Genomic DNA, 18,338 nt, shown 5'->3' with positions numbered 1-18,338 from the left:
TAGATTGTTTTTAACGTAAAATACACCCGTATCTCATTACCTTATTTTTATGTAAAATATGGTATTTGACTGACTGTTTCTAATTATTGACAGATAAAACCAGAATATCTTTATGGAGATACCCCTATGGGAGCAGTAAAAGCACTTCTTTCAGGGTGGAAAGAATGCGGTTTTGAGCAGTATAAAGAGGCTTATGCTCTTTTTGGTGGATGTGCATCAACACACCCCAACATTATCTCTTTTTTGGATAGGCATCTTGATGGGAAATTTTGTTTTTATATCAAAAAAACAAAAACAGAAATTAAAGGGGCCTGTTTTTCTTTTAATAACAAAAAGTTAATTGAAGATATGCAAACTAGTTACTTAGTTTCATATGATGAAATTGTTTTCCCTATTGCAATGGACGCTAAGATATTTTTACCAGTAAAATCAAAGAGGTTATCTCCAATCCATAAAGATAACTTTATTAATACCAGCTATAGCCCACGATTCAACAAACGAAAAATCTGTCTCATTAAAGACAGTTTCTCTTACAAAACCCGTCGTAATCGCAGCAACGAGATCAACAAATTTAAGCGGGCTGGGGGAGAAATCCGTCCTTCAAGTGAATTCAGTGCAGAAGAATTGGTGAATATCTATATCGATCTGTACCAGAAGCGCTGGAATTACAGCTACTCTGAGGAGCAAAAAACGCATCTTCTTGAAATGTATTCAGAGCTTCGTGAACATATGTTTGGCAATGTGTTACTGATTAACGGTAAACCTTGTGCTTATGATTTTGTTCTATGGGCGGATAGCCCTAAATGGATTTCATTTGATGCCATTAATGGTGGCTATGATCCCGAATATGCTCATCTCAGTGTTGGTAGTATTTTGATGTGGGTGAATACCCAAGAAGCAAAAGCACTGTGTCAGCAGGGGGACAAAACCATGCGCTACTCATTGGGTAATCCTACTTTTGAATATAAAAATCGTTGGTGTGAAACTTTACCATTAGGAAAAGTTCTTTTTTAACATATCTTGCAAGAGCAGCATAACTTCCGATGATGTAATACCTTGCATCGTGTTACTCGCTGATTTCAGGGGATGCTGCTCTTTCCCATATCCACCGATCAGACCAGGATCTGTTGGACCAAACAGAGTGATATTGGGGCGATCAAGTGCAGCTGTAAGATGGCTGAGTCCCGTATCAACTGAAACCACTGCGTTTGCACCAGCGAGGACTTGTGCGACTTCAGCGAGTGTCAGTTTAGGCAGAACATCAACATGAGAAAATCCTTCTGCCAGTCTTAATGCCCGTTGATGCTCATGTTCTGCGCCCCAAGGCAATTTGATGCGCATACCCGTTGTTTGGAGCTCTGCGATAAGTTGTCGCCAATGATTTTCGGGCCAATGTTTCTCATCGCGGGTTGTTGCATGCAGGAAAACCAGATAATTGCTTTGGGTTCCCATTTGCTGATTCAGAAAATGGCGAGCGATGACATAATCACCTTGCTCTGACGGTTTTTTATAGCCCAAACTGTCAGCAAACAAGGTGCGAATGCGTTCAACTGCGTGTTGTTGCTTGCTAACGGTATGACGGTGATCGTAGAAGAAGCTGGCTATGGGTTCGCGAATGCTTTTTTTGTCGTAGCCATGTTTTGGGCCATGTGCCAACCGAGTTACCAAGAAGGCGCTTTTTAACAGACCTTGGGCATCAATGATGGCGTCATATTGGGGCTGTTGCAGTTGTTGCCGAAATCGCGCTCGCTCTTCACGAATATCTTTCCTGAACCAGTTTTTTCGCCAGCGACGAATAGCTACGGGAATAACATTTTCGACAGCAAAGTGCCAAGTTGGAATTTGTGCAAATCCTTCTTCCACGACCCAATCAAATTGAATATCAGGAAGGTGCTGTTTTGCATCAGTCAATGCTGGCAGAGTATGTAACACATCGCCCATCGAAGACGTTTTTACCAGTAAAACACGCATTAATCCTGCTTCTCCGCCTGTAGCAGTTTCTCTAATGAAGCTAAAACCATCTCAGGTTGAATATCAATCAAACTTTGGTGATAGCCCCCATCGCTGTCACCTTTTCTGATTTTATGATAGCCCGTAATCAGACGAATGACTTCGGCCTTGGTTGATAGGGGGGGAGTAAAATCTGGGCTACTTGGACCATATAATGCGACTAAAGGACGATTTAGAGCTGCCGCGACATGCATCAAACCTGAATCGTTCGTCACGATGGCATCACAGGCTGCGATGATATTTACTGCTTGTTCAAGTGAAGTTTTGCCCGCTAGATTGAGGCAATCTTCGCGAGCATCGTCGCTTAAAAGGGTGCGAATATCTTCACCCGCTTCATGATCTTTGGCGGAGCCAAACAGCAAGACTTGATAGCCTTTTTGGGCGATTAACTGTTCGGCGAGGGCTGAATAGCGATAATGTGGCCAGCGTTTGGCTGGGCCGAATTCGGCTCCTGGGCAAAAACCAATAATAGGACGATGGTCGGCAATATTGAAGGCTGTGGTCGATTCGGCGATATCTTCGTCATTGACGGTTAACTGCGGGCACAACAGAGGTTGGGGAAGATCATCGGCACTGCGCATGTTCTTTGTATCATACGCGAGAGCCGCATAGCGCTGAACCATAAGCGGAAAAGCGCTCTTATCCAAGGTGCGGATATCATTCAGCAGCCCGTAACGCATTTCACCGCGCCAGCCTGTGCGCAGCGGGATATTGGCGAAGAAAGGCACCAGTGCAGATTTGAATGAGTTGGGCAATACATAGGCACGATCGTATTTATTTTCACGCAATGCGAGGCCGAGACGGCGGCGCTCACCCAAGGCAAGGGCGCCATGACCAAGCGGCATGGCTAATGCCTGATTCACTTCTGGCATTTTTGCCAGTAATGGGCGACACCATGCCGGTGCCATCACATCAATTTCTGCATTGGGGTACAAAGCTTTCAAAGTACGGTAGAGGCTTTGTGACATCATCATGTCCCCCACCCATGATGGACCGATCACCAATATCTTCATAGAAGTCGATTAATTATCCTGATTGAGCCATTGCATATATTCAGTGACGCCTTCGGCAACGGCCTTGAATGGTTTTTCATAACCGGTAGCACGAAGTTTCGTCAGATCTGCTTGAGTAAAACTCTGATAGCGACCTTTTAATTTTTCTGGGAAATCGATGTATTCCACAGCAGGGGATTTTTCTTTATGAAACTCAGTAACGGCATCGGCAACAGCTTGGAAAGATTCAGCGCGGCCTGTTCCACAGTTAAATATGCCTGAAACGCTATTTTTCCAGAACCACAGATTGACTGCGGCAACATCACTGACATAGATAAAATCGCGGCGGAAATTCTCACTACCAGAAAATAACTTCGGATTCTGTCCTTGGTGAATCTGATTATTTAAATGATAGGCGACACTCGCCATACTGCCTTTATGCCCTTCGCGCGGCCCGTATACGTTGAAATAACGGAAGCCACAAATTTGGGAATCCGCATGAGGCAAAATATCACGAACATACTGGTCAAAAAGGAATTTGGAGTAGCCATAAATATTGAGAGGTTTTTCGTACTGACGCTCTTCAATAAAATTATCACTGCGCCCACCATAAGTTGCGGCAGAAGAGGCATAAAGAAACGGGATCTGACGTTCAAGGCAATAATGCAGTACATCTTTGGAATACTGATAATTATTGTCCATCATATATTTACCATCCCATTCCGTTGTGGCTGAGCACGCACCTTCATGGAAAATGGCATCAATGTCACCTAAATCATCACCCGCAACGATACTGGCAACGAAATCTTCCTTATCCATATAATCGGTGATATCCAAATCAACCAAATTGACAAATTTTGTGCCGTCTTTCAGGTTATCTACAACCAGAATATCCTTATAACCTTCGTCATTCAGTGCCTTGACAATATTGCTGCCAATAAACCCTGCACCACCAGTGACAATAATCATTTGGCTCACCTTTAAATAGTCAGTATCTTTGGTGCGTATAATAGCACTTAACCCTACTGACGACAGCAGCTTAAACAGGGGAATATCCTGAAATCCTGCCGCATGGCAGACTCTGAGTCGTGATCAGCTTTACAAAGTTGATATTATCTTTCTCGTTGTGTCGTCACTGGCAGGATCTATCAGTAAAATACACCTCGCCTTTCACTTATTTAGGTACTCAGGAGAGAAAAATGTCAGCGTCGTTTTACCAGAAAATTAATGAACAGCTGGAACAAGCCCGTTCCGAAGGGCTATTTAAAAATGAGCGTATCATCACGTCTGCCCAGAATGCCAATATTGTTGTTGCTGAGGGTAGCCAAGTCATTAATTTTTGTGCCAACAACTACTTAGGGTTGGCCAATCACCCTGACCTGATCGCTGCCGCAAAAGCAGGAATGGATAGCCACGGTTTTGGTATGGCATCCGTTCGCTTTATCTGTGGTACTCAAGACTCCCATAAGGAATTAGAAAATAAGATAGCTGAATTTTTGGGTATGGAAGATGCCATTCTGTACTCCTCGTGTTTTGATGCAAACGGCGGTCTGTTTGAAACGCTGTTCGGGCCAGAAGATGCCATTATTTCTGATGCCTTGAACCACGCTTCCATCATTGATGGCATCCGTTTATGCAAAGCGAAACGTTACCGTTACGCCAATAATGACATGCAGGAATTAAGAGCGCAGTTGGAGAAGGCAAAAGCGGAAGGTGCGCAAAATATCCTGATCGCAACTGACGGAGTATTTTCAATGGACGGCGTGATTGCCGACTTGAAATCCATCTGTGATTTGGCGGATGAATTCAGTGCACTGGTCATGGTCGATGATTCACATGCGGTTGGCTTTGTTGGCAAGCATGGTCGTGGCACACATGAATATTGTGATGTCATGGATCGTGTCGATATTATCACTGGTACGCTGGGTAAAGCTCTGGGTGGCGCCTCTGGTGGTTATACCGCTGCACGCAAAGAAGTTGTTGAATGGCTTCGCCAGCGTTCACGTCCTTATCTGTTCTCCAATTCACTGGCTCCTGCCATTGTTTCTGCATCGATCAAAGTGCTGGATATGCTGAAAGATGGAGAGGAGCTGCGTGATAGTCTTTGGAGAAATGCGAATCTTTTCCGTGAAAAAATGACCGCTGCGGGCTTCACTTTGGCAGGCGCTGACCATGCAATCATCCCAGTCATGTTGGGTGATGCGAAATTGGCACAGGAATTCGCGGTTGAACTGCTGAAAGAAGGTATCTACGTGATTGGGTTCTTCTATCCGGTTGTTCCTAAAGGTCAGGCGCGTATCCGAACCCAGATCTCTGCCGCCCATACTGAAGAACAAATTGAACGCGTGGTAGCTGCGTTTATACGCATTGGCAAGCAACTGAACGTCATTGCATAAGGTATCACTATGAAAGCATTATCGAAATTAAAGCCAGAAGAAGGTATCTGGATGACGGATGTGCCCACTCCGGAACTTGGGCACAATGATGTGATGATTAAAATCCGTAAAACTGCCATCTGCGGTACGGATGTTCACATCTATAACTGGGATGATTGGTCCCAGAAAACGATCCCTGTGCCGATGGTAGTAGGGCACGAATATGTTGGTGAAGTTGTTGCGATTGGTCAGGAAGTAAAAGGGTTCAAAATTGGTGATCGCGTGTCCGGTGAAGGCCATATCACCTGTGGTTACTGCCGTAACTGCCGTGGCGGACGTACTCACTTATGCCGCAATACAACGGGTGTTGGTGTGAACCGTGCAGGAGCATTCGCTGAATATCTGGTTATTCCAGCATTTAATGCGTTTAAAATCCCAGACAACATTCCGGATGAGCTGGCGGCTATTTTTGATCCATTCGGCAATGCCGTTCACACTGCACTGTCCTTTGATCTGGTAGGGGAAGATGTACTGGTATCAGGTGCTGGCCCTATCGGGATTATGGCGGCTGCGGTATGTAAGCATATCGGTGCACGTCATGTTGTGATTACCGATGTGAACGAATATCGCCTTGAGCTGGCACGAAAAATGGGTGTTACCCGTGCCGTGAATGTCAGCAAAGAAAATCTGCCCGATGTTATGGCAGAACTGGGGATGACAGAAGGTTTTGATGTCGGTTTGGAAATGTCAGGAGCACCACCTGCGTTTCGTACTTTGCTGAATACCATGAATCACGGCGGACGCATTGCCCTGTTGGGTATTCCACCGTCAGACATGGCGATAGATTGGAATCAAGTCATCTTTAAGGGACTGTTCATCAAAGGAATCTACGGACGTGAAATGTTCGAAACGTGGTACAAAATGGCGGCCTTGATCCAATCTGGCTTAGATTTGACCCCAATTATTACTCACCAATTCTCAATTGATGATTATCAGAAAGGCTTTGATATCATGCGATCAGGGCAATCTGGCAAAGTTATCCTGAATTGGGATTAATGAATTGAGATTTAATAGTTAAAAGTTAAAAATTAAAAGTTAGAACAGGCGTCCTTGGTTTTATGGGCGTCTGTTTTATCATCCTTTTGCTGTGATTTTGTTTTGCCCGCCGTTTTATTTTCTGTTGTCTGGTTGACTTCTGTCTTACCTAAGGAGTTCAGTGCTTCTTGTTTCGAGGCATTGCCCAAGAGCTTTTGAATGTGCTGGTTTAAGATATTAACGATAGCATTGTTAGCTAATGCCCTTCCTACCATCTTGAGATAATCCAATTGAGTTGCAGGTACAGATTCTGGTGCACGGGGCTTTATACACTGATGTGCTGTCTGTTGACCATTTTTGTTTGTCGGTACGGGGCTTAGTAACATACTGGGTGTTACCAGCTCAATATCACCAGGTAATGTCGTGAGTGTTTGCTGTAAGGCGCGTATGGTTGTCGTATGTGGGTGTCCAATTGCAATGGCAGAACCTTGCTTGCGGGCAAGGGCGATTGCACGGTTGAGTTGATGTCGTGTTTCGGCTTCGGTCTGAATATTATCCAAAAAAATATTTCTGCGGATCACAGAAACAGATGTTCCCATCGCGGCTTTAGTGACTTGCGTATTACCAATCGTCACACTATCCAGAAAGTAAATATGGTGATGAGATAACACTTGCATCACTTTTTCCATGCCACTGAGATTAGATGTCATTGCACTGCCCATATGGTTATTCATACCAACCGCGTGGGGAACTTTCTGTATCGCATCTAGAATAATACGGTCAATTTCTTCCCTGCTCATGTCAGGATGCAGTGTATTTTTCTCCAGAGGTTGCTTACTTAGCGGCACCATCGGCAAGTGGATCAAAATTTCCCGTCCCTGCTGATGGGCCTTTTCTGCCATTTTTCTGCCGTGCGGAGAGTTAGGCAGGATTGCGATAGAAACTGCAACAGGCATTTGTAATATTTTGTTTTCCTCATTAACACTATAGCCAACATCATCAATGACAATGGCTAAACGTGCAGCTTGGGCATTAAAGGTAAACAGTAATGATGTGGAGAGTAACAGTATCCAAAATAACAGAGTGAACGAACTAACACGCTTCATTGATAGATACTTCATCATTACTGTGTTTATCCTTATTTTCCTAACCATGGTAATGGGTTAACAGCCCGGCCCTGACGACGAATTTCAAAGTACAGTGAAGGTTGCTGTTGCCCGCCACTGTTGCCGACCAGCGCTATTGGCTGGCCTGCCCGAACTTGTTGCCCAACACTGACTAGTGTGCTTTGGTTGTAACCGTAAATGCTCATATCGCCTTTACCGTGTTCAACTACGACAACTAAACCATAGCCTTGCAGCCAGTCTGCCAGTAATACGCGTCCATCTGAAATAGCTCTCACTTCTGTACCTTCCGCAGCGGCGATAACAATTCCTTTCCAGCGCAGTTCACCCTGAATCGCTTCACCAAAGCTATGGATGACGCGACCGCGTACTGGCCAGATTGCTTGCCCGGCCGGACGCCCAAGACCACCTGTCCGGGCCATGAGAGCACGCTCATCTTCTGTTGGTTTGTAGCTGGAGCCTTTTTGTTGAGCTTGCTTCTGTTTAGCGGCAACTTGAGCACGAACGCGAGCAGCTTCACGTGCCTCTCGTTCAGCACGGGCTTTGGCTTCACGTTCAGCTCTGGCAATCTTATTCCTCAAGCTGGTTTCATTCTGTCGAAGCTCTGTTAGGCTCTGTTGGTCCTTTTTCAATGAAGATTCCAGTACCGTTAACGTTTTTTGCCGTGCTGTACGGGCAACTTCCATTTTTTGTTTTTGTTGTTTTTGGTTGGTCAGTATTGTTTTCTGCTCACCTTGTTTTTCTAGTTGCAATTTTTTTTGTTGGTTAAGCTCTGCGGTCGTTTTTTGCAGTTTAGTGATAGTGTCCTGACGAGCCTGATTTAAATAACTGTAATAAGCAAGAACACGCTCTTTGCGCTGAGTCTCCTGGCCATTGAGCAGCAATTCTAATCCTTGGTGATTTCCTTGCCGAAATGCAGCATCCAATTGGCTTGCAAGTCGTTTGCGTTGTTCCTTTTGTTGTGTTTGCAGGCGTTTGATGTTTGCATTCAATGATGAGACTTCATTTTCCAGCTCATTCAGACGAGTCTGTGTACCGTGCAGCGAACGCCCCACTTCTGAGATCGTACCTTCTTGTTCCTTTAATTGATCAAGTAGATCAGTGCGTTGTTTTTGCTGTTGTTTTACACTTTGCTCTTTCTCGGCAATATCCTGTTGAATATCTTTGAGCTGATTTTTATTCTCTGAAATTTGATTTGCGAAAGTACTTGTACAGAAGCTGAAAAAGGCGAACAACAAGGCGCAGAGTGAGAACACTCTGATTTTCTTTTGCCATTGATATTGTTTCTGCCGATTCGTACGGCTCTTTAGATCCTTATGTTCAGCCATCTTATTGAGTACCCTGCTTCTATATAGCGTCATAGCGCCCGATTATTTCATGAGGAATTGCCTCTGACCAGAGAACAGCCTGTTTTTTATCATTAATATAAGTTTTAGTTAATTTAGTTCATTTATTGTCGAAGATCCTGCCTTGGATGAGTGTGGCATGAAATATTTTAATGATGTATTACAATCAAGTTATTCTCGGTGCATTTTTTACTTTTTCTCGAAACTCCCCGCAAAATCTGCATTGGGTTGGTGCTAATTGGCTGTAATTGACGCAGCACATAGGTATACTCTGCTACCTTAGATATTTGTTATTAACTAACGGGAGTTGTTGCCCTCCATGCTGCAAGAAATCATGCAATTTATTAGCCGGAACACAATCCTGAGTCTTGTTTGGATTGCATTGCTGGTGGCTGTCATCGTCATGACGGCAAAAAGCGTGTTCTCCAAGAGTAAAGAGATCACCCGCGCACAAGCCATCCATTTAATCAATAAGGAAGATGCTATCGTCGTGGATTTACGCTCCCGTGACGATTTCCGCAGAGGGCATATCATTGGTTCCGTTAATCTGACGCCATCTGAGATTAAAGACAATAATCTGGGTGAGTTGGAAAAACATAAAAAACAGCCTGTCATTGTTGTTTCAGCGAATGGAATGGAATCCAGAACACCAGCAGAGAATCTGGTTCGTTTCGGTTTTGAGCAGGCTTATTCCCTGAAAGAGGGGATTGCTGGGTGGGCGGGTGAAAATCTGCCATTGGCCCGTGGCAAGAAATAATGAACTCTGGTGCTAGCAGTATGCTTGTACCATTAAGGTTTAATAAGGACGTCTGAAAAAGGTAAACACTATTATGTCAGAACAAAACAACACAGAAATGGCTTTCCAGATCCAGCGTATCTACACGAAAGATGTTTCTTTTGAAGCACCAAAGGCACCTCAGATTTTCCAGCAGGAATGGCAGCCGGAAGTCAAATTGGATCTGGATACTGCTTCCAGTGAATTGGTTCAGGGAGTCTATGAGGTTGTTCTGCGTGTCACCGTTACGGCGGCATTAGAGGAAGAAACCGCATTTCTGTGCGAAGTTCAGCAGGCGGGTATTTTCTCTATCGATGGCATCGAAGGAACCCAACTGGCACACTGCTTAGGCTCATATTGCCCGAACATCCTGTTCCCGTATGCCCGTGAATGTATCACTAGTCTGGTTGGTCGTGGTACTTTCCCACAACTGAACCTGGCTCCAGTGAATTTTGATGCTTTGTTCATGAACTACCTGCAACAGCAAGCTGAACCTCAGCCTAATGAGGCTGAACAGGAAGCTTAATGAATACTGCTTCTATGACAGTGATCGGTGCCGGTTCATACGGCACCGCTTTAGCCATTACACTTGCTCGTAATGGACATAAAGTTGTGCTTTGGGGACATAATCCTGAGCATGTCCATGCCTTGCAACAAGCGCGTTGTAATCAGGCATTTTTACCGGATGTTTCTTTTCCTGATAGTTTACTGCTTGAAGCTGACCTGAAGAGTGCTGTTTCAGCCAGCCGTAATATCTTGATAGTGGTTCCCAGCCATGTTTTCGGGGATGTCTTACAGCAGATAAAGCCACATTTACAACATGATAGCCGTATTGTTTGGGCAACCAAGGGTCTTGAAACCGAGACAGGGCGCTTATTACAAGATGTGGCGCGTGAGATATTAGGTAATGAAATCCCCTTGGCAGTAGTCTCTGGCCCGACATTCGCAAAAGAACTGGCGGCTGGTTTACCAACCGCGATTGCTGTCTCTGCTACAACAATTGAATTTGGTGAGGAACTCCAACAGCTTTTCCATTGTGGCAAAAGCTTCCGAGTATACAAAAACCCAGATTTCATTGGCGTGCAGCTCGGTGGAGCAATAAAAAATGTCATTGCAATTGGCGCGGGTATCTCTGATGGTATGGGTTTCGGGGCGAATGCCCGCACTGCGTTGATCACCCGTGGATTAGCGGAGATGAGTCGCCTCGGAGTGGCATTGGGTGCTGATCCTTCCACATTTATGGGAATGGCTGGATTAGGCGACTTGGTTCTGACCTGTACTGATAACCAATCCCGCAACCGTCGTTTTGGCATGATGCTGGGGCAGGGTGTCAATGTTGATGATGCGCAGCGCGAGATTGGGCAAGTTGTTGAAGGGTACCGCAACACTAAAGAAGTTCGGGCACTGGCGGAACGAGTGGGTGTTGAAATGCCTATCACGGAGCAGATCTACCAGATACTGTACTGCAATAAGAACGTGATTGAAGCTGCCCAAGCATTATTGGGAAGAGCTACAAGAGATGAGGGAGAAAGCTCTCACTCTTAAGTAAGATGGGACAACTGATATGTCGCGAGAAGAACTGAACGAAGTCTGGAAAAATATAAAAAACGAGGCGAGGGCTCTGGCAGATTGTGAACCCATGTTAGCCAGTTTTTTTCACGCGACACTACTCAAGCATGGAAATCTTGGTAGTGCCCTAAGCTATATGCTGGCAAATAAGCTGGCAACACCGATTATGCCTCCGATTGAGGTCAGAGAAGTTGTTGAAGACGCTTATCGCAGTGACCCTAAGATGATCGAATCGGCAGCTCGTGACATCAAAGCTGTTCGATTGCGTGATCCGGCCGTAGACAAATACTCGACACCACTACTCTACCTTAAAGGTTTCCATGCACTACAGGCCTACCGCATCGCACACTGGCTGTGGAATCAAGATCGCAAAGCATTGGCGATTTATCTGCAAAACCAGATCTCGGTTTCTTTTGGTGTCGATATCCATCCTGCCGCGAAAATTGGCTGCGGTATTATGCTCGACCACGCAACCGGCATTGTGATTGGCGAGACGGCGGTTGTTGAAAATGATGTTTCCATTCTGCAATCCGTAACACTTGGTGGTACGGGCAAAGCGGGAGGCGATCGTCATCCGAAAGTACGTGAAGGGGTAATGATTGGTGCGGGCTCCAAAATCCTCGGTAATATCGAGATTGGCCGTGGCGCAAAAATTGGGGCGGGCTCCGTTGTATTAAGACCAGTTCCACCTCATACTACAGTGGCTGGCGTACCGGCCAGGATTGTCGGAAAACCGGAGAGTGATAAGCCATCACTGGATATGGATCAGCATTTTAATGGCATCAATAATGGATTTGAGAATGGGGATGGGATTTGAAACCCTGTTCCGTTTTTATGATCACTTTTTTACGATCAATAAATAGCTAGGACATTCAGCGCGGGTTAGGCGCTGAATGTTACCTATCAATCTTAATCCCGCAATAACGCACCTGGATAACCCAGTTGCCGCCACGCTTCAAACACAACTACAGCAACAGAATTGGACAGATTCATGCTGCGGCTATCCGGCAGCATGGGGATTCTTATTTTCTGCTCAGGCGGCATGTTATCTAACACATAAGACGGCAACCCACGGGTTTCCGGCCCGAACATCAGATAATCACCATCACGATAACTCACATTACTGTGTGCTGGAGTGCCCTTTGTCGTTAAGGCAAACAGACGTGCTCCAGAAGGGGATTGCGAATTGACTGAGCTAAGGCCTTCACTTTCTAAAAATGCGTGGTAGTCATGGTGTTGTTTGATGTTAGCAAACTCGTGGTAATCCAGTCCAGCGCGACGTAGGCGTTTATCATCCCATGTGAAACCTAAGGGCTGAATGAGATGAAGCTGACAGCCTGTGTTGGCACAAAGGCGGATAATGTTGCCTGTGTTAGGCGGGATTTCTGGTTCGAATAGGACGATGTTTAGCATGTTTTAAGTAAGTTGTTACATATATAGTTATAGTTTTCAACAGTATCCATTTCTGCTGCGTGTGTTTTTTCTACCAAGTGTGTACCAACATTCATCTTATCGAATAGAGAAATGGGGATATTATCCCAATAGAGTTTACTATTTTCTAATGTTTCATTATCAAGATATTTAGAAAGTTCTTTTTTGATAAGCTCACATGCAGAAGCATTCCAGTAAGATATACCAAGAAGAGAAGGTGCATCAGCATCACTGACTTGCATGCTTTCAATTATGCCACGATTATTTAATATAGGTATCCATTCCTGATCAAGGCTTTTGGGTCTTTCAATAACATAATAAGCACTTTTTTCTAGTGTAACGAAGATATTTTCTAACAAAACTACATCTGCATCTATTACTATAGAGTCATTAAAAAATTCAGAAGCTAAGTTAAAAGAATATATACTATTGTAATCTGCATAGTGTGGATTATGAATTAAATTACACTGATATTTATCTATTAGGTAATTGAATAAATGAGACATATGTCCAGTGACTATATGTATCTCATTTACTCCAAAGTTTGTTAAGTATTGTATAATGCGTTCAATATTAGGAATACCATTAATAGGCAATAGTGCCTTATGATTATTAACCGTTAACTCTTTAAATCGGGATCCTAAACCCGCCGCTAAAATTATTGCATTCATTTGAGAGCCAATTTTAATTTTTTGATATCACGAGGATTAACTGCTGTTAAAAATGAACCGAAAGAAACACCAGCACATGTAAGTAATAAACTTATAGATATGGGTTCACCTACAATTATATATGCAAAGAGAACAGCCCAAACAGAGTAAGTTATATTTAAAGCTATGGCTCTTATCGGGAGCAATTTCTCTATAGCACGATAATAAAAAAGATAGGATATTGTGGCAGCTAAAGAAGTTGTAAATAGTAAAACAGATAATTTAACATCAGAAAAAATGTGTGTTAGGCCAGGAAAAGAATGAATGAAGACTATGATAAGGATAAGATAGCCCAATGAAGATGATAGTTGTCTTATAAAATAGGCAATGTCTGAAGGTATATCTTTATTCATACCATAAGAACTGATTACAACTTCAGAACCCCAGCCCAATGCACATAAGAAAGCAAAAAGAAACCCAATCCATCCAGATACAATCTGAGTTGAGGCTGAAAAACCTAGAATCATTGTACACACTATGGCTAATAGTAAGCCTAACAATCCTATTCGATGAATTCTATCTTTGAGTAGAAAGAATGATATTAAAGCCCCAATAGCTGGATATAATGCAGAGATAGTTGCAGCATAACCTATGCCAATATATTTTATTGCTAGAATATAAAAAGACATACCTATAGGCCCACCAAATATAGCAGCTATAGTAATAATTAAATTTTTTTAAAAATATACAATATATATTTATGGTTTTTTTGTATAAAAGATAGAAAAACATGTATACGAATGAAATTGAATCATTCAGGAATGCTATAACTATAGGAACAATGAAGTAGGAGGACAGTGTATTGTCTTTTAATAATAGAGCTAAAAGAACACCACTTAATCCCCAGAATATGCCAGAAAATAACCCATAGAAATTTTCTGGCAATTTATGGCAACTATTAGACATAATTTAATTTGTATTTTTGCATTGTTTCATAAGCACGTATAAGGCGATTAACTCCATAGTCACCAAAATTTTCGCCACTTTCTTCTTTCACTACTGTCCATATTGTCCAGAGAACATCTTGAGTGAATTGGTATAATAATATCTTCTTTAATGAATTAATGTGTGTGTTTTCACCAAAATAGTTATAGAGAAATTCTCTCTGTTCATTTGATGAGTAGTTACATTCTAAGAATAAGGCTGCAATATCGAACATTGGATCATTCATACCTGAATACTCCCAATCTATAATGTAGATATTATCGTTAAATTTTAATATATTTTCTGCAACCAAATCATTGTGGCAAGGGCAAAGCTCAATACCTAAATTATTTAAAATATCCTCAGATTGATAGAAGAAATTTATTATTTCTTCTTTATATTTAAAAGAGTAAGGGATGCAATTATTCTGTAGTAAAGACCAATAGTGTTTGAATTTGTCGAATACATTGAATGAATTATTGAATTTTAGGTTTGATTGATGTAATTCCTTTAATTTATGACTGACTAATAAGATATTTTTCTTAGAACTAGCTGTTTTTGGTGATAATGGAGATGAGTTTTTTATAAATTCTGTTATTTTTATTCCTGTATTATAATCAAAATAAAGGACATTGACATTAATTCCTAATGAAGAAGCCAGTTCACTATTTATTTTTTCATTGTATCTATCAATAAAATTCTCTGTTGCTTTTCCAGGAATCCGTAAAACAATTTCTTTGTTATCGATATCTATTAGATAATTAGTGTTTGTCATACCTCCGAGTAAATAAATTTTTATTTTATTTTTTTCTAAATTAAATATTCTTGCAATCAGTCTGTTTATATTTTTAGTGTTTTCAGTCACGCAATAAAATTCCAAAATGATATGTTTTTTTAGGAGTTCATTGATTATATCATGTTATTTTTATAATATAAGCAGAATAATGATTTTTTGTTTATTACTTATATTTAAATAACTAACATAGTGAATTTTAATAACAATGATGATTTGAATAAGATCAATATAAGTAGTACTTTCCAACTCCAATGGGTTTGGTATAAGAATATTTATCAGGAATATATTCAGTCTCTATCACTGGTTTCATGAAATCAGTGCCGTAATAATTAGTTAAGTATTCTACTATATTTTTTGGTATGGAAAATTGTCTCCCTTGGAATTTTAAATCTGTTAATTCAAATAGGGGACAATAGTTTTCGAAAGTAATACATGTACCCTCTTTGATATTGCTATTAATTGTAGGCTCATCAAATTTACCAAAATGATGACAAACCATATGGTTTCCTTCTTTTTGGTAGAAAAAAATATCAACTTGAACACCTTTGAAAGAATAAGTAAACTCAAGAGCTTTTTTGTCGCCATTTTTTTCAAACTTTTTAAGTTTTTCAAATCCTTTTTTAATTAGAGACTTTTCAATTTCATCTGAGAAATCTGACAAATACATACCAAAATCTAGATCATTATCATGTTCTATAAAGCCTTTTTCTCTTACAGCACCAAGTAAAGTTCCCCAGTCTAGCCAAAATTTTTTATTAATATCATTCATGGCTTCTTGGAATGAATATAATGCGGCAAGATTGTATTTATGATATCTTTTGTTTCTTTTTATCTTTTTCTTATTAGAGAGAATGGCAGGGAGTAATATGAATTTAATATATCTAATGTAAGCGTTTTTATTTAAAAGTTCTTTTATCTTTTTGATTGTCATAGCTATTTATACCTAACTAAATTAAAGATGTAGGATTCAATATTTGAAAATTATCATTAATCCGGAAAGCTAGCTCGTTTTCCTTTTTTCGGGGTGAGATACTAAAAAAGTGATGAATAGCCTTGCGGAATATCTTGGGAAGAGCGGTAAGTATCAAGGTAATTACCTCTAATTGATTTAAGTGGCTTGTTTTTCTCAGCATCACAGCCTCCCCCTGATTTCTAGTTTCTCATCTTGCCTGACCAACGCTCAGGATGAGCCGATTACGCTGCATGATAAACGGCATTTCTCTTCAACAAAATTCCTGAAGTTCCTTGTTATTAAACCTGCGGCATCGATTATGTGGAAAGTTCACCACAATCATTGATAACCAAATACTGACCAACTCCGGGAAAGCGTCAGCAATATTTTGTTGAACATGGGAAAGATAAAATGTTTTGAAGTCCCGGTAATGGCCCATATGAAAGAGAATGATAATGGTTATGACCTCACTGAGCGAAAGAGAAGAGGAACGATGACGTTTAAGTAAACCATTTTCGATAATCTGTTGATATCAGTAGAGGATAAATTGTTGGCAAAAATCATCGACGTTGCAATAATGTTCTTCTAAAGTATACATGCCTGAGGGTCTCCACTATTTTTTTTCTTGACAAAAATTTTGATCATGCCTCAGGCACTTTAGCTCCTTTCCTGAAGCAATCCTCACATAATATTACGTATTAATCCCACAATAACGACCCTGGGTAACCCAGTTGCCGCTATGCTTCGGACACAACTACCGAAACGGAATTGGATAGGTTCATGCTGCGGCTGTCCGGTAGCATGGGGATCCTGATTTTCTGCTCAGGCGGCATGTTATCTAACACATAAGACGGCAACTCACGGGTTTCCGGGCCGAACATTAGGTAATCACCATCACGATAACCCACATTACTGTGTGCCGGAGTGCCTTTTGTTGTTAAAGCAAACAAACGTGCTCCAGAAGGGGATTGTGAATTGACCGGACTAAGGCCTTCACTTTCCAAGAATGCGTTGTAATCATGGTGCTGCTTGATATTGGCGAACTCATGGTAATCCAACCCTGCACGACGCAGGCGTTTGTCATCCCATGTGAAACCTAACGGTTGAATGAGATGAAGCTGACAGCCAGTGTTGGCACAAAGGCGGATAATGTTGCCCGTGTTAGGCGGGATTTCTGGTTCAAATAGGACGATGTTTAGCATGGTATTTCCCAATTAAGGGAGTTATGGTTGCTGGTTTGAATTCTAAAATGAAAAAAGCAAAAATAGGGAGTATAAAAAATTATAGGTGCTTAAATTCGGTTTGTACTGTGTTAGCAATACCTTGTTCGAGTGTGACTGGAGGTACGAATCCTGTTTGAGCCATAGTATCAGATTTAAATTGTGTACGAGCACAGAATTTTTTCACTCTAATACTACTGATTGGAAATTCTTTTTTTATTACTTTAGATAAAATATCAAAGCAATAACCACCTAAGATCCCTATTGTATATGGAATTCGGAAATTAGATTTCGTTTTCCCTAATGAATTACAAATAACATCTGTTAATTCATTCATAGTAAAGTCAGGTTTATCTACATAATTGAAAACATGGCGTCCTGTACTAAAAGTTGTTGCGAATTTTAGGAAGGCCGCAACATTTTCAACGTATGCCATAGATTTTTTGTTATTACCTGAACCTATCATTAAGAAACGTCCAGAAGCTATTTGCTTGAATAGGTTATAGACATTGCCTCTATTATTTTCACCAAAGATGACGGTAGGACGGATGGTTACTAATGTTCTATCGGTTTCTTTTGCTTGCCAAGCATCGTATACATATTCTGCTTTTAACTTAGATTTTCCATAGTCATTAAAAGCATTAAAAGAGCCATCTTCGCCTGTTTCTTTCTGTACGAAGCCATATACTGCGACAGATGAGGTGAAAACAATATGTTTTATATTTAGTTGTTCGGCAATTTCACATACGTTTTTAGCACCTTGAACATTTACATCATAATAAAGACTAATTGGGTTAACATTGTCTTTATGTTCAGCAGCTAAATTTATTATAATGGAAGAATTTTCTAGTGGTTTTAATAATGTTTCTGGTTTTGTAACATCGCCATACTCCCAATTATTAAGAAATGCTTTGCTTTTTTTCTTATCAACAATTTTGAATGGGATTTTTTCTTGTTTTAAAATGGAGCATAGTCTGGAACCAATAAATCCAGACCCTCCTATTATTATGATCATAAATATCACCTTTTTATTATTGATTGACAGTATTGGTATTATCTAATTTTATTTTTCTAATAAT

At 41.2% G+C, this 18,338-nt stretch carries 19 protein-coding genes and 1 pseudogene; 7 read left to right on the top strand and 13 right to left on the bottom strand.

The window, feature by feature from the left end:
- Positions 1–126 precede the first annotated feature (126 nt).
- Complete coding sequence (locus H8A87_RS04710) at positions 127–1,014, top strand: GNAT family N-acetyltransferase (protein WP_198688842.1); 888 nt, start codon at positions 127–129, stop codon at positions 1,012–1,014.
- Here H8A87_RS04710 and rfaC read toward each other — a convergent pair.
- From rfaC to rfaD, 3 genes are read right to left on the bottom strand one after another with little or no spacing between them, the layout of a single operon-like run.
- Positions 994–1,971: a lipopolysaccharide heptosyltransferase RfaC gene (gene rfaC / locus H8A87_RS04705; protein WP_198688841.1), complete on the bottom strand. Its 978-nt coding sequence runs from the start codon at positions 1,969–1,971 to the stop codon at positions 994–996. The two genes, H8A87_RS04710 and rfaC, sit on opposite strands and share 21 nt — an antisense overlap.
- Positions 1,971–3,023: an ADP-heptose--LPS heptosyltransferase RfaF gene (rfaF, locus tag H8A87_RS04700; protein WP_198688840.1), complete on the bottom strand. Its 1,053-nt coding sequence runs from the start codon at positions 3,021–3,023 to the stop codon at positions 1,971–1,973. The genes rfaC and rfaF overlap by 1 nt, the downstream gene beginning before the upstream one ends.
- Before the next feature lie 9 nt (positions 3,024–3,032).
- Positions 3,033–3,971 (bottom strand): ADP-glyceromanno-heptose 6-epimerase, encoded by a 939-nt coding sequence (gene rfaD, locus H8A87_RS04695; RefSeq protein ID WP_198688839.1) that lies wholly within the window; start codon positions 3,969–3,971, stop codon positions 3,033–3,035.
- Positions 3,972–4,201: 230 nt separating this feature from the next.
- Here rfaD and kbl point away from each other — a divergent pair, with 230 nt between their 5' ends.
- Complete coding sequence (gene kbl, locus H8A87_RS04690; protein ID WP_198688838.1) at positions 4,202–5,398, top strand: glycine C-acetyltransferase; 1,197 nt, start codon at positions 4,202–4,204, stop codon at positions 5,396–5,398.
- A gap of 9 nt (positions 5,399–5,407) precedes the next feature.
- Positions 5,408–6,433: an L-threonine 3-dehydrogenase gene (gene tdh, locus H8A87_RS04685; RefSeq protein ID WP_198688837.1), complete on the top strand. Its 1,026-nt coding sequence runs from the start codon at positions 5,408–5,410 to the stop codon at positions 6,431–6,433.
- Positions 6,434–6,465: 32 nt separating this feature from the next.
- On the opposite strand, the gene H8A87_RS04680 is transcribed toward tdh, so the two are convergent.
- The gene (locus H8A87_RS04680; protein ID WP_198688836.1) at positions 6,466–7,536 is read right to left on the bottom strand and encodes a divergent polysaccharide deacetylase family protein; all 1,071 of its coding nucleotides are present in this window, start codon (positions 7,534–7,536) and stop codon (positions 6,466–6,468) included.
- Positions 7,537–7,550: 14 nt separating this feature from the next.
- Positions 7,551–8,864, bottom strand: coding sequence for a murein hydrolase activator EnvC (gene envC / locus H8A87_RS04675; RefSeq protein ID WP_198688835.1), 1,314 nt, complete (start codon positions 8,862–8,864; stop codon positions 7,551–7,553).
- A 337-nt stretch (positions 8,865–9,201) separates the two neighbouring features.
- On the opposite strand from envC, the gene H8A87_RS04670 reads away from it, so the two are divergent.
- From H8A87_RS04670 to cysE, 4 genes are all read left to right on the top strand, one after another.
- The gene (locus H8A87_RS04670) at positions 9,202–9,639 is read left to right on the top strand and encodes a rhodanese-like domain-containing protein (protein ID WP_198688834.1); all 438 of its coding nucleotides are present in this window, start codon (positions 9,202–9,204) and stop codon (positions 9,637–9,639) included.
- Positions 9,640–9,712: 73 nt separating this feature from the next.
- Positions 9,713–10,183, top strand: coding sequence for a protein-export chaperone SecB (gene secB / locus H8A87_RS04665; RefSeq protein ID WP_198688833.1), 471 nt, complete (start codon positions 9,713–9,715; stop codon positions 10,181–10,183).
- Complete coding sequence (gpsA, locus tag H8A87_RS04660) at positions 10,183–11,202, top strand: NAD(P)H-dependent glycerol-3-phosphate dehydrogenase (RefSeq protein WP_198688832.1); 1,020 nt, start codon at positions 10,183–10,185, stop codon at positions 11,200–11,202. The genes secB and gpsA overlap by 1 nt, the downstream gene beginning before the upstream one ends.
- A 19-nt stretch (positions 11,203–11,221) precedes the next feature.
- Positions 11,222–12,043: a serine O-acetyltransferase gene (gene cysE, locus H8A87_RS04655; RefSeq protein ID WP_198688831.1), complete on the top strand. Its 822-nt coding sequence runs from the start codon at positions 11,222–11,224 to the stop codon at positions 12,041–12,043.
- Between the two features lie 92 nt (positions 12,044–12,135).
- Here the strand turns inward: cysE and trmL (H8A87_RS04650) are convergent, their stop codons facing one another.
- The 8 genes and pseudogenes from trmL (H8A87_RS04650) to H8A87_RS04620 form a co-directional block, all read right to left on the bottom strand.
- Positions 12,136–12,639 (bottom strand): tRNA (uridine(34)/cytosine(34)/5-carboxymethylaminomethyluridine(34)-2'-O)-methyltransferase TrmL, encoded by a 504-nt coding sequence (gene trmL, locus H8A87_RS04650; RefSeq protein WP_198688830.1) that lies wholly within the window; start codon positions 12,637–12,639, stop codon positions 12,136–12,138.
- Positions 12,633–13,328 carry an NTP transferase domain-containing protein gene (locus H8A87_RS04645; RefSeq protein WP_198688829.1) on the bottom strand — a complete coding sequence of 232 codons (696 nt, stop codon included), beginning with the start codon at positions 13,326–13,328 and terminating at the stop codon, positions 12,633–12,635. The genes trmL (H8A87_RS04650) and H8A87_RS04645 overlap by 7 nt, the downstream gene beginning before the upstream one ends.
- Positions 13,325–13,996, bottom strand: a complete 672-nt coding sequence (locus H8A87_RS04640; protein ID WP_232370076.1) for a DMT family transporter — start codon at positions 13,994–13,996, stop codon at positions 13,325–13,327. Before H8A87_RS04640 ends, H8A87_RS04645 begins: the two co-directional genes overlap by 4 nt.
- Before the next feature lie 269 nt (positions 13,997–14,265).
- Positions 14,266–15,156 (bottom strand): choline kinase family protein, encoded by an 891-nt coding sequence (locus tag H8A87_RS04635; RefSeq protein WP_198688828.1) that lies wholly within the window; start codon positions 15,154–15,156, stop codon positions 14,266–14,268.
- Between the two features lie 154 nt (positions 15,157–15,310).
- Complete coding sequence (locus H8A87_RS04630) at positions 15,311–16,018, bottom strand: LicD family protein (protein WP_198688827.1); 708 nt, start codon at positions 16,016–16,018, stop codon at positions 15,311–15,313.
- 376 nt (positions 16,019–16,394) lie between these two features.
- Positions 16,395–16,637 (bottom strand): annotated as a pseudogene (locus tag H8A87_RS20610) (IS982 family transposase); the annotation flags it as partial.
- 139 nt (positions 16,638–16,776) lie between these two features.
- Positions 16,777–17,241, bottom strand: a complete 465-nt coding sequence (trmL, locus tag H8A87_RS04625; RefSeq protein WP_198688826.1) for a tRNA (uridine(34)/cytosine(34)/5-carboxymethylaminomethyluridine(34)-2'-O)-methyltransferase TrmL — start codon at positions 17,239–17,241, stop codon at positions 16,777–16,779.
- A gap of 79 nt (positions 17,242–17,320) precedes the next feature.
- Positions 17,321–18,274 carry an NAD-dependent epimerase/dehydratase family protein gene (locus tag H8A87_RS04620; RefSeq protein WP_198688825.1) on the bottom strand — a complete coding sequence of 318 codons (954 nt, stop codon included), beginning with the start codon at positions 18,272–18,274 and terminating at the stop codon, positions 17,321–17,323.
- Between the last annotated feature and the right edge of the window lie 64 nt (positions 18,275–18,338).

Source organism: Xenorhabdus lircayensis (assembly GCF_016306625.1).
Classification (GTDB): domain Bacteria; phylum Pseudomonadota; class Gammaproteobacteria; order Enterobacterales; family Enterobacteriaceae; genus Xenorhabdus; species Xenorhabdus lircayensis.
Note: the sequence above shows the minus strand (reverse complement) of the source record. Positions and strands in the feature narration are given on the sequence as shown.

What these genes read in the sequence shown, in the direction of transcription:
- rfaF (WP_198688840.1), bottom strand. Translation starts at nt 3,023, where the DNA reads ATGAAGATATTGGTGATCGGTCCATCATGGGTGGGGGACATGATGATG.
- H8A87_RS04620 (WP_198688825.1), bottom strand. Translation starts at nt 18,274, where the DNA reads ATGATCATAATAATAGGAGGGTCTGGATTTATTGGTTCCAGACTATGC.
- H8A87_RS04640 (WP_232370076.1), bottom strand. Translation starts at nt 13,996, where the DNA reads ATGTCTTTTTATATTCTAGCAATAAAATATATTGGCATAGGTTATGCT.
- rfaD (WP_198688839.1), bottom strand. Translation starts at nt 3,971, where the DNA reads ATGATTATTGTCACTGGTGGTGCAGGGTTTATTGGCAGCAATATTGTC.
- trmL (WP_198688826.1), bottom strand. Translation starts at nt 17,241, where the DNA reads ATGCTAAACATCGTCCTATTTGAACCAGAAATCCCGCCTAACACGGGC.
- secB (WP_198688833.1), top strand. Translation starts at nt 9,713, where the DNA reads ATGTCAGAACAAAACAACACAGAAATGGCTTTCCAGATCCAGCGTATC.
- gpsA (WP_198688832.1), top strand. Translation starts at nt 10,183, where the DNA reads ATGAATACTGCTTCTATGACAGTGATCGGTGCCGGTTCATACGGCACC.
- envC (WP_198688835.1), bottom strand. Translation starts at nt 8,864, where the DNA reads ATGGCTGAACATAAGGATCTAAAGAGCCGTACGAATCGGCAGAAACAA.
- rfaC (WP_198688841.1), bottom strand. Translation starts at nt 1,971, where the DNA reads ATGCGTGTTTTACTGGTAAAAACGTCTTCGATGGGCGATGTGTTACAT.
- H8A87_RS04710 (WP_198688842.1), top strand. Translation starts at nt 127, where the DNA reads ATGGGAGCAGTAAAAGCACTTCTTTCAGGGTGGAAAGAATGCGGTTTT.
- cysE (WP_198688831.1), top strand. Translation starts at nt 11,222, where the DNA reads ATGTCGCGAGAAGAACTGAACGAAGTCTGGAAAAATATAAAAAACGAG.
- trmL (WP_198688830.1), bottom strand. Translation starts at nt 12,639, where the DNA reads ATGCTAAACATCGTCCTATTCGAACCAGAAATCCCGCCTAACACAGGC.
- tdh (WP_198688837.1), top strand. Translation starts at nt 5,408, where the DNA reads ATGAAAGCATTATCGAAATTAAAGCCAGAAGAAGGTATCTGGATGACG.
- H8A87_RS04645 (WP_198688829.1), bottom strand. Translation starts at nt 13,328, where the DNA reads ATGAATGCAATAATTTTAGCGGCGGGTTTAGGATCCCGATTTAAAGAG.
- H8A87_RS04670 (WP_198688834.1), top strand. Translation starts at nt 9,202, where the DNA reads ATGCTGCAAGAAATCATGCAATTTATTAGCCGGAACACAATCCTGAGT.
- kbl (WP_198688838.1), top strand. Translation starts at nt 4,202, where the DNA reads ATGTCAGCGTCGTTTTACCAGAAAATTAATGAACAGCTGGAACAAGCC.
- H8A87_RS04630 (WP_198688827.1), bottom strand. Translation starts at nt 16,018, where the DNA reads ATGACAATCAAAAAGATAAAAGAACTTTTAAATAAAAACGCTTACATT.
- H8A87_RS04680 (WP_198688836.1), bottom strand. Translation starts at nt 7,536, where the DNA reads ATGATGAAGTATCTATCAATGAAGCGTGTTAGTTCGTTCACTCTGTTA.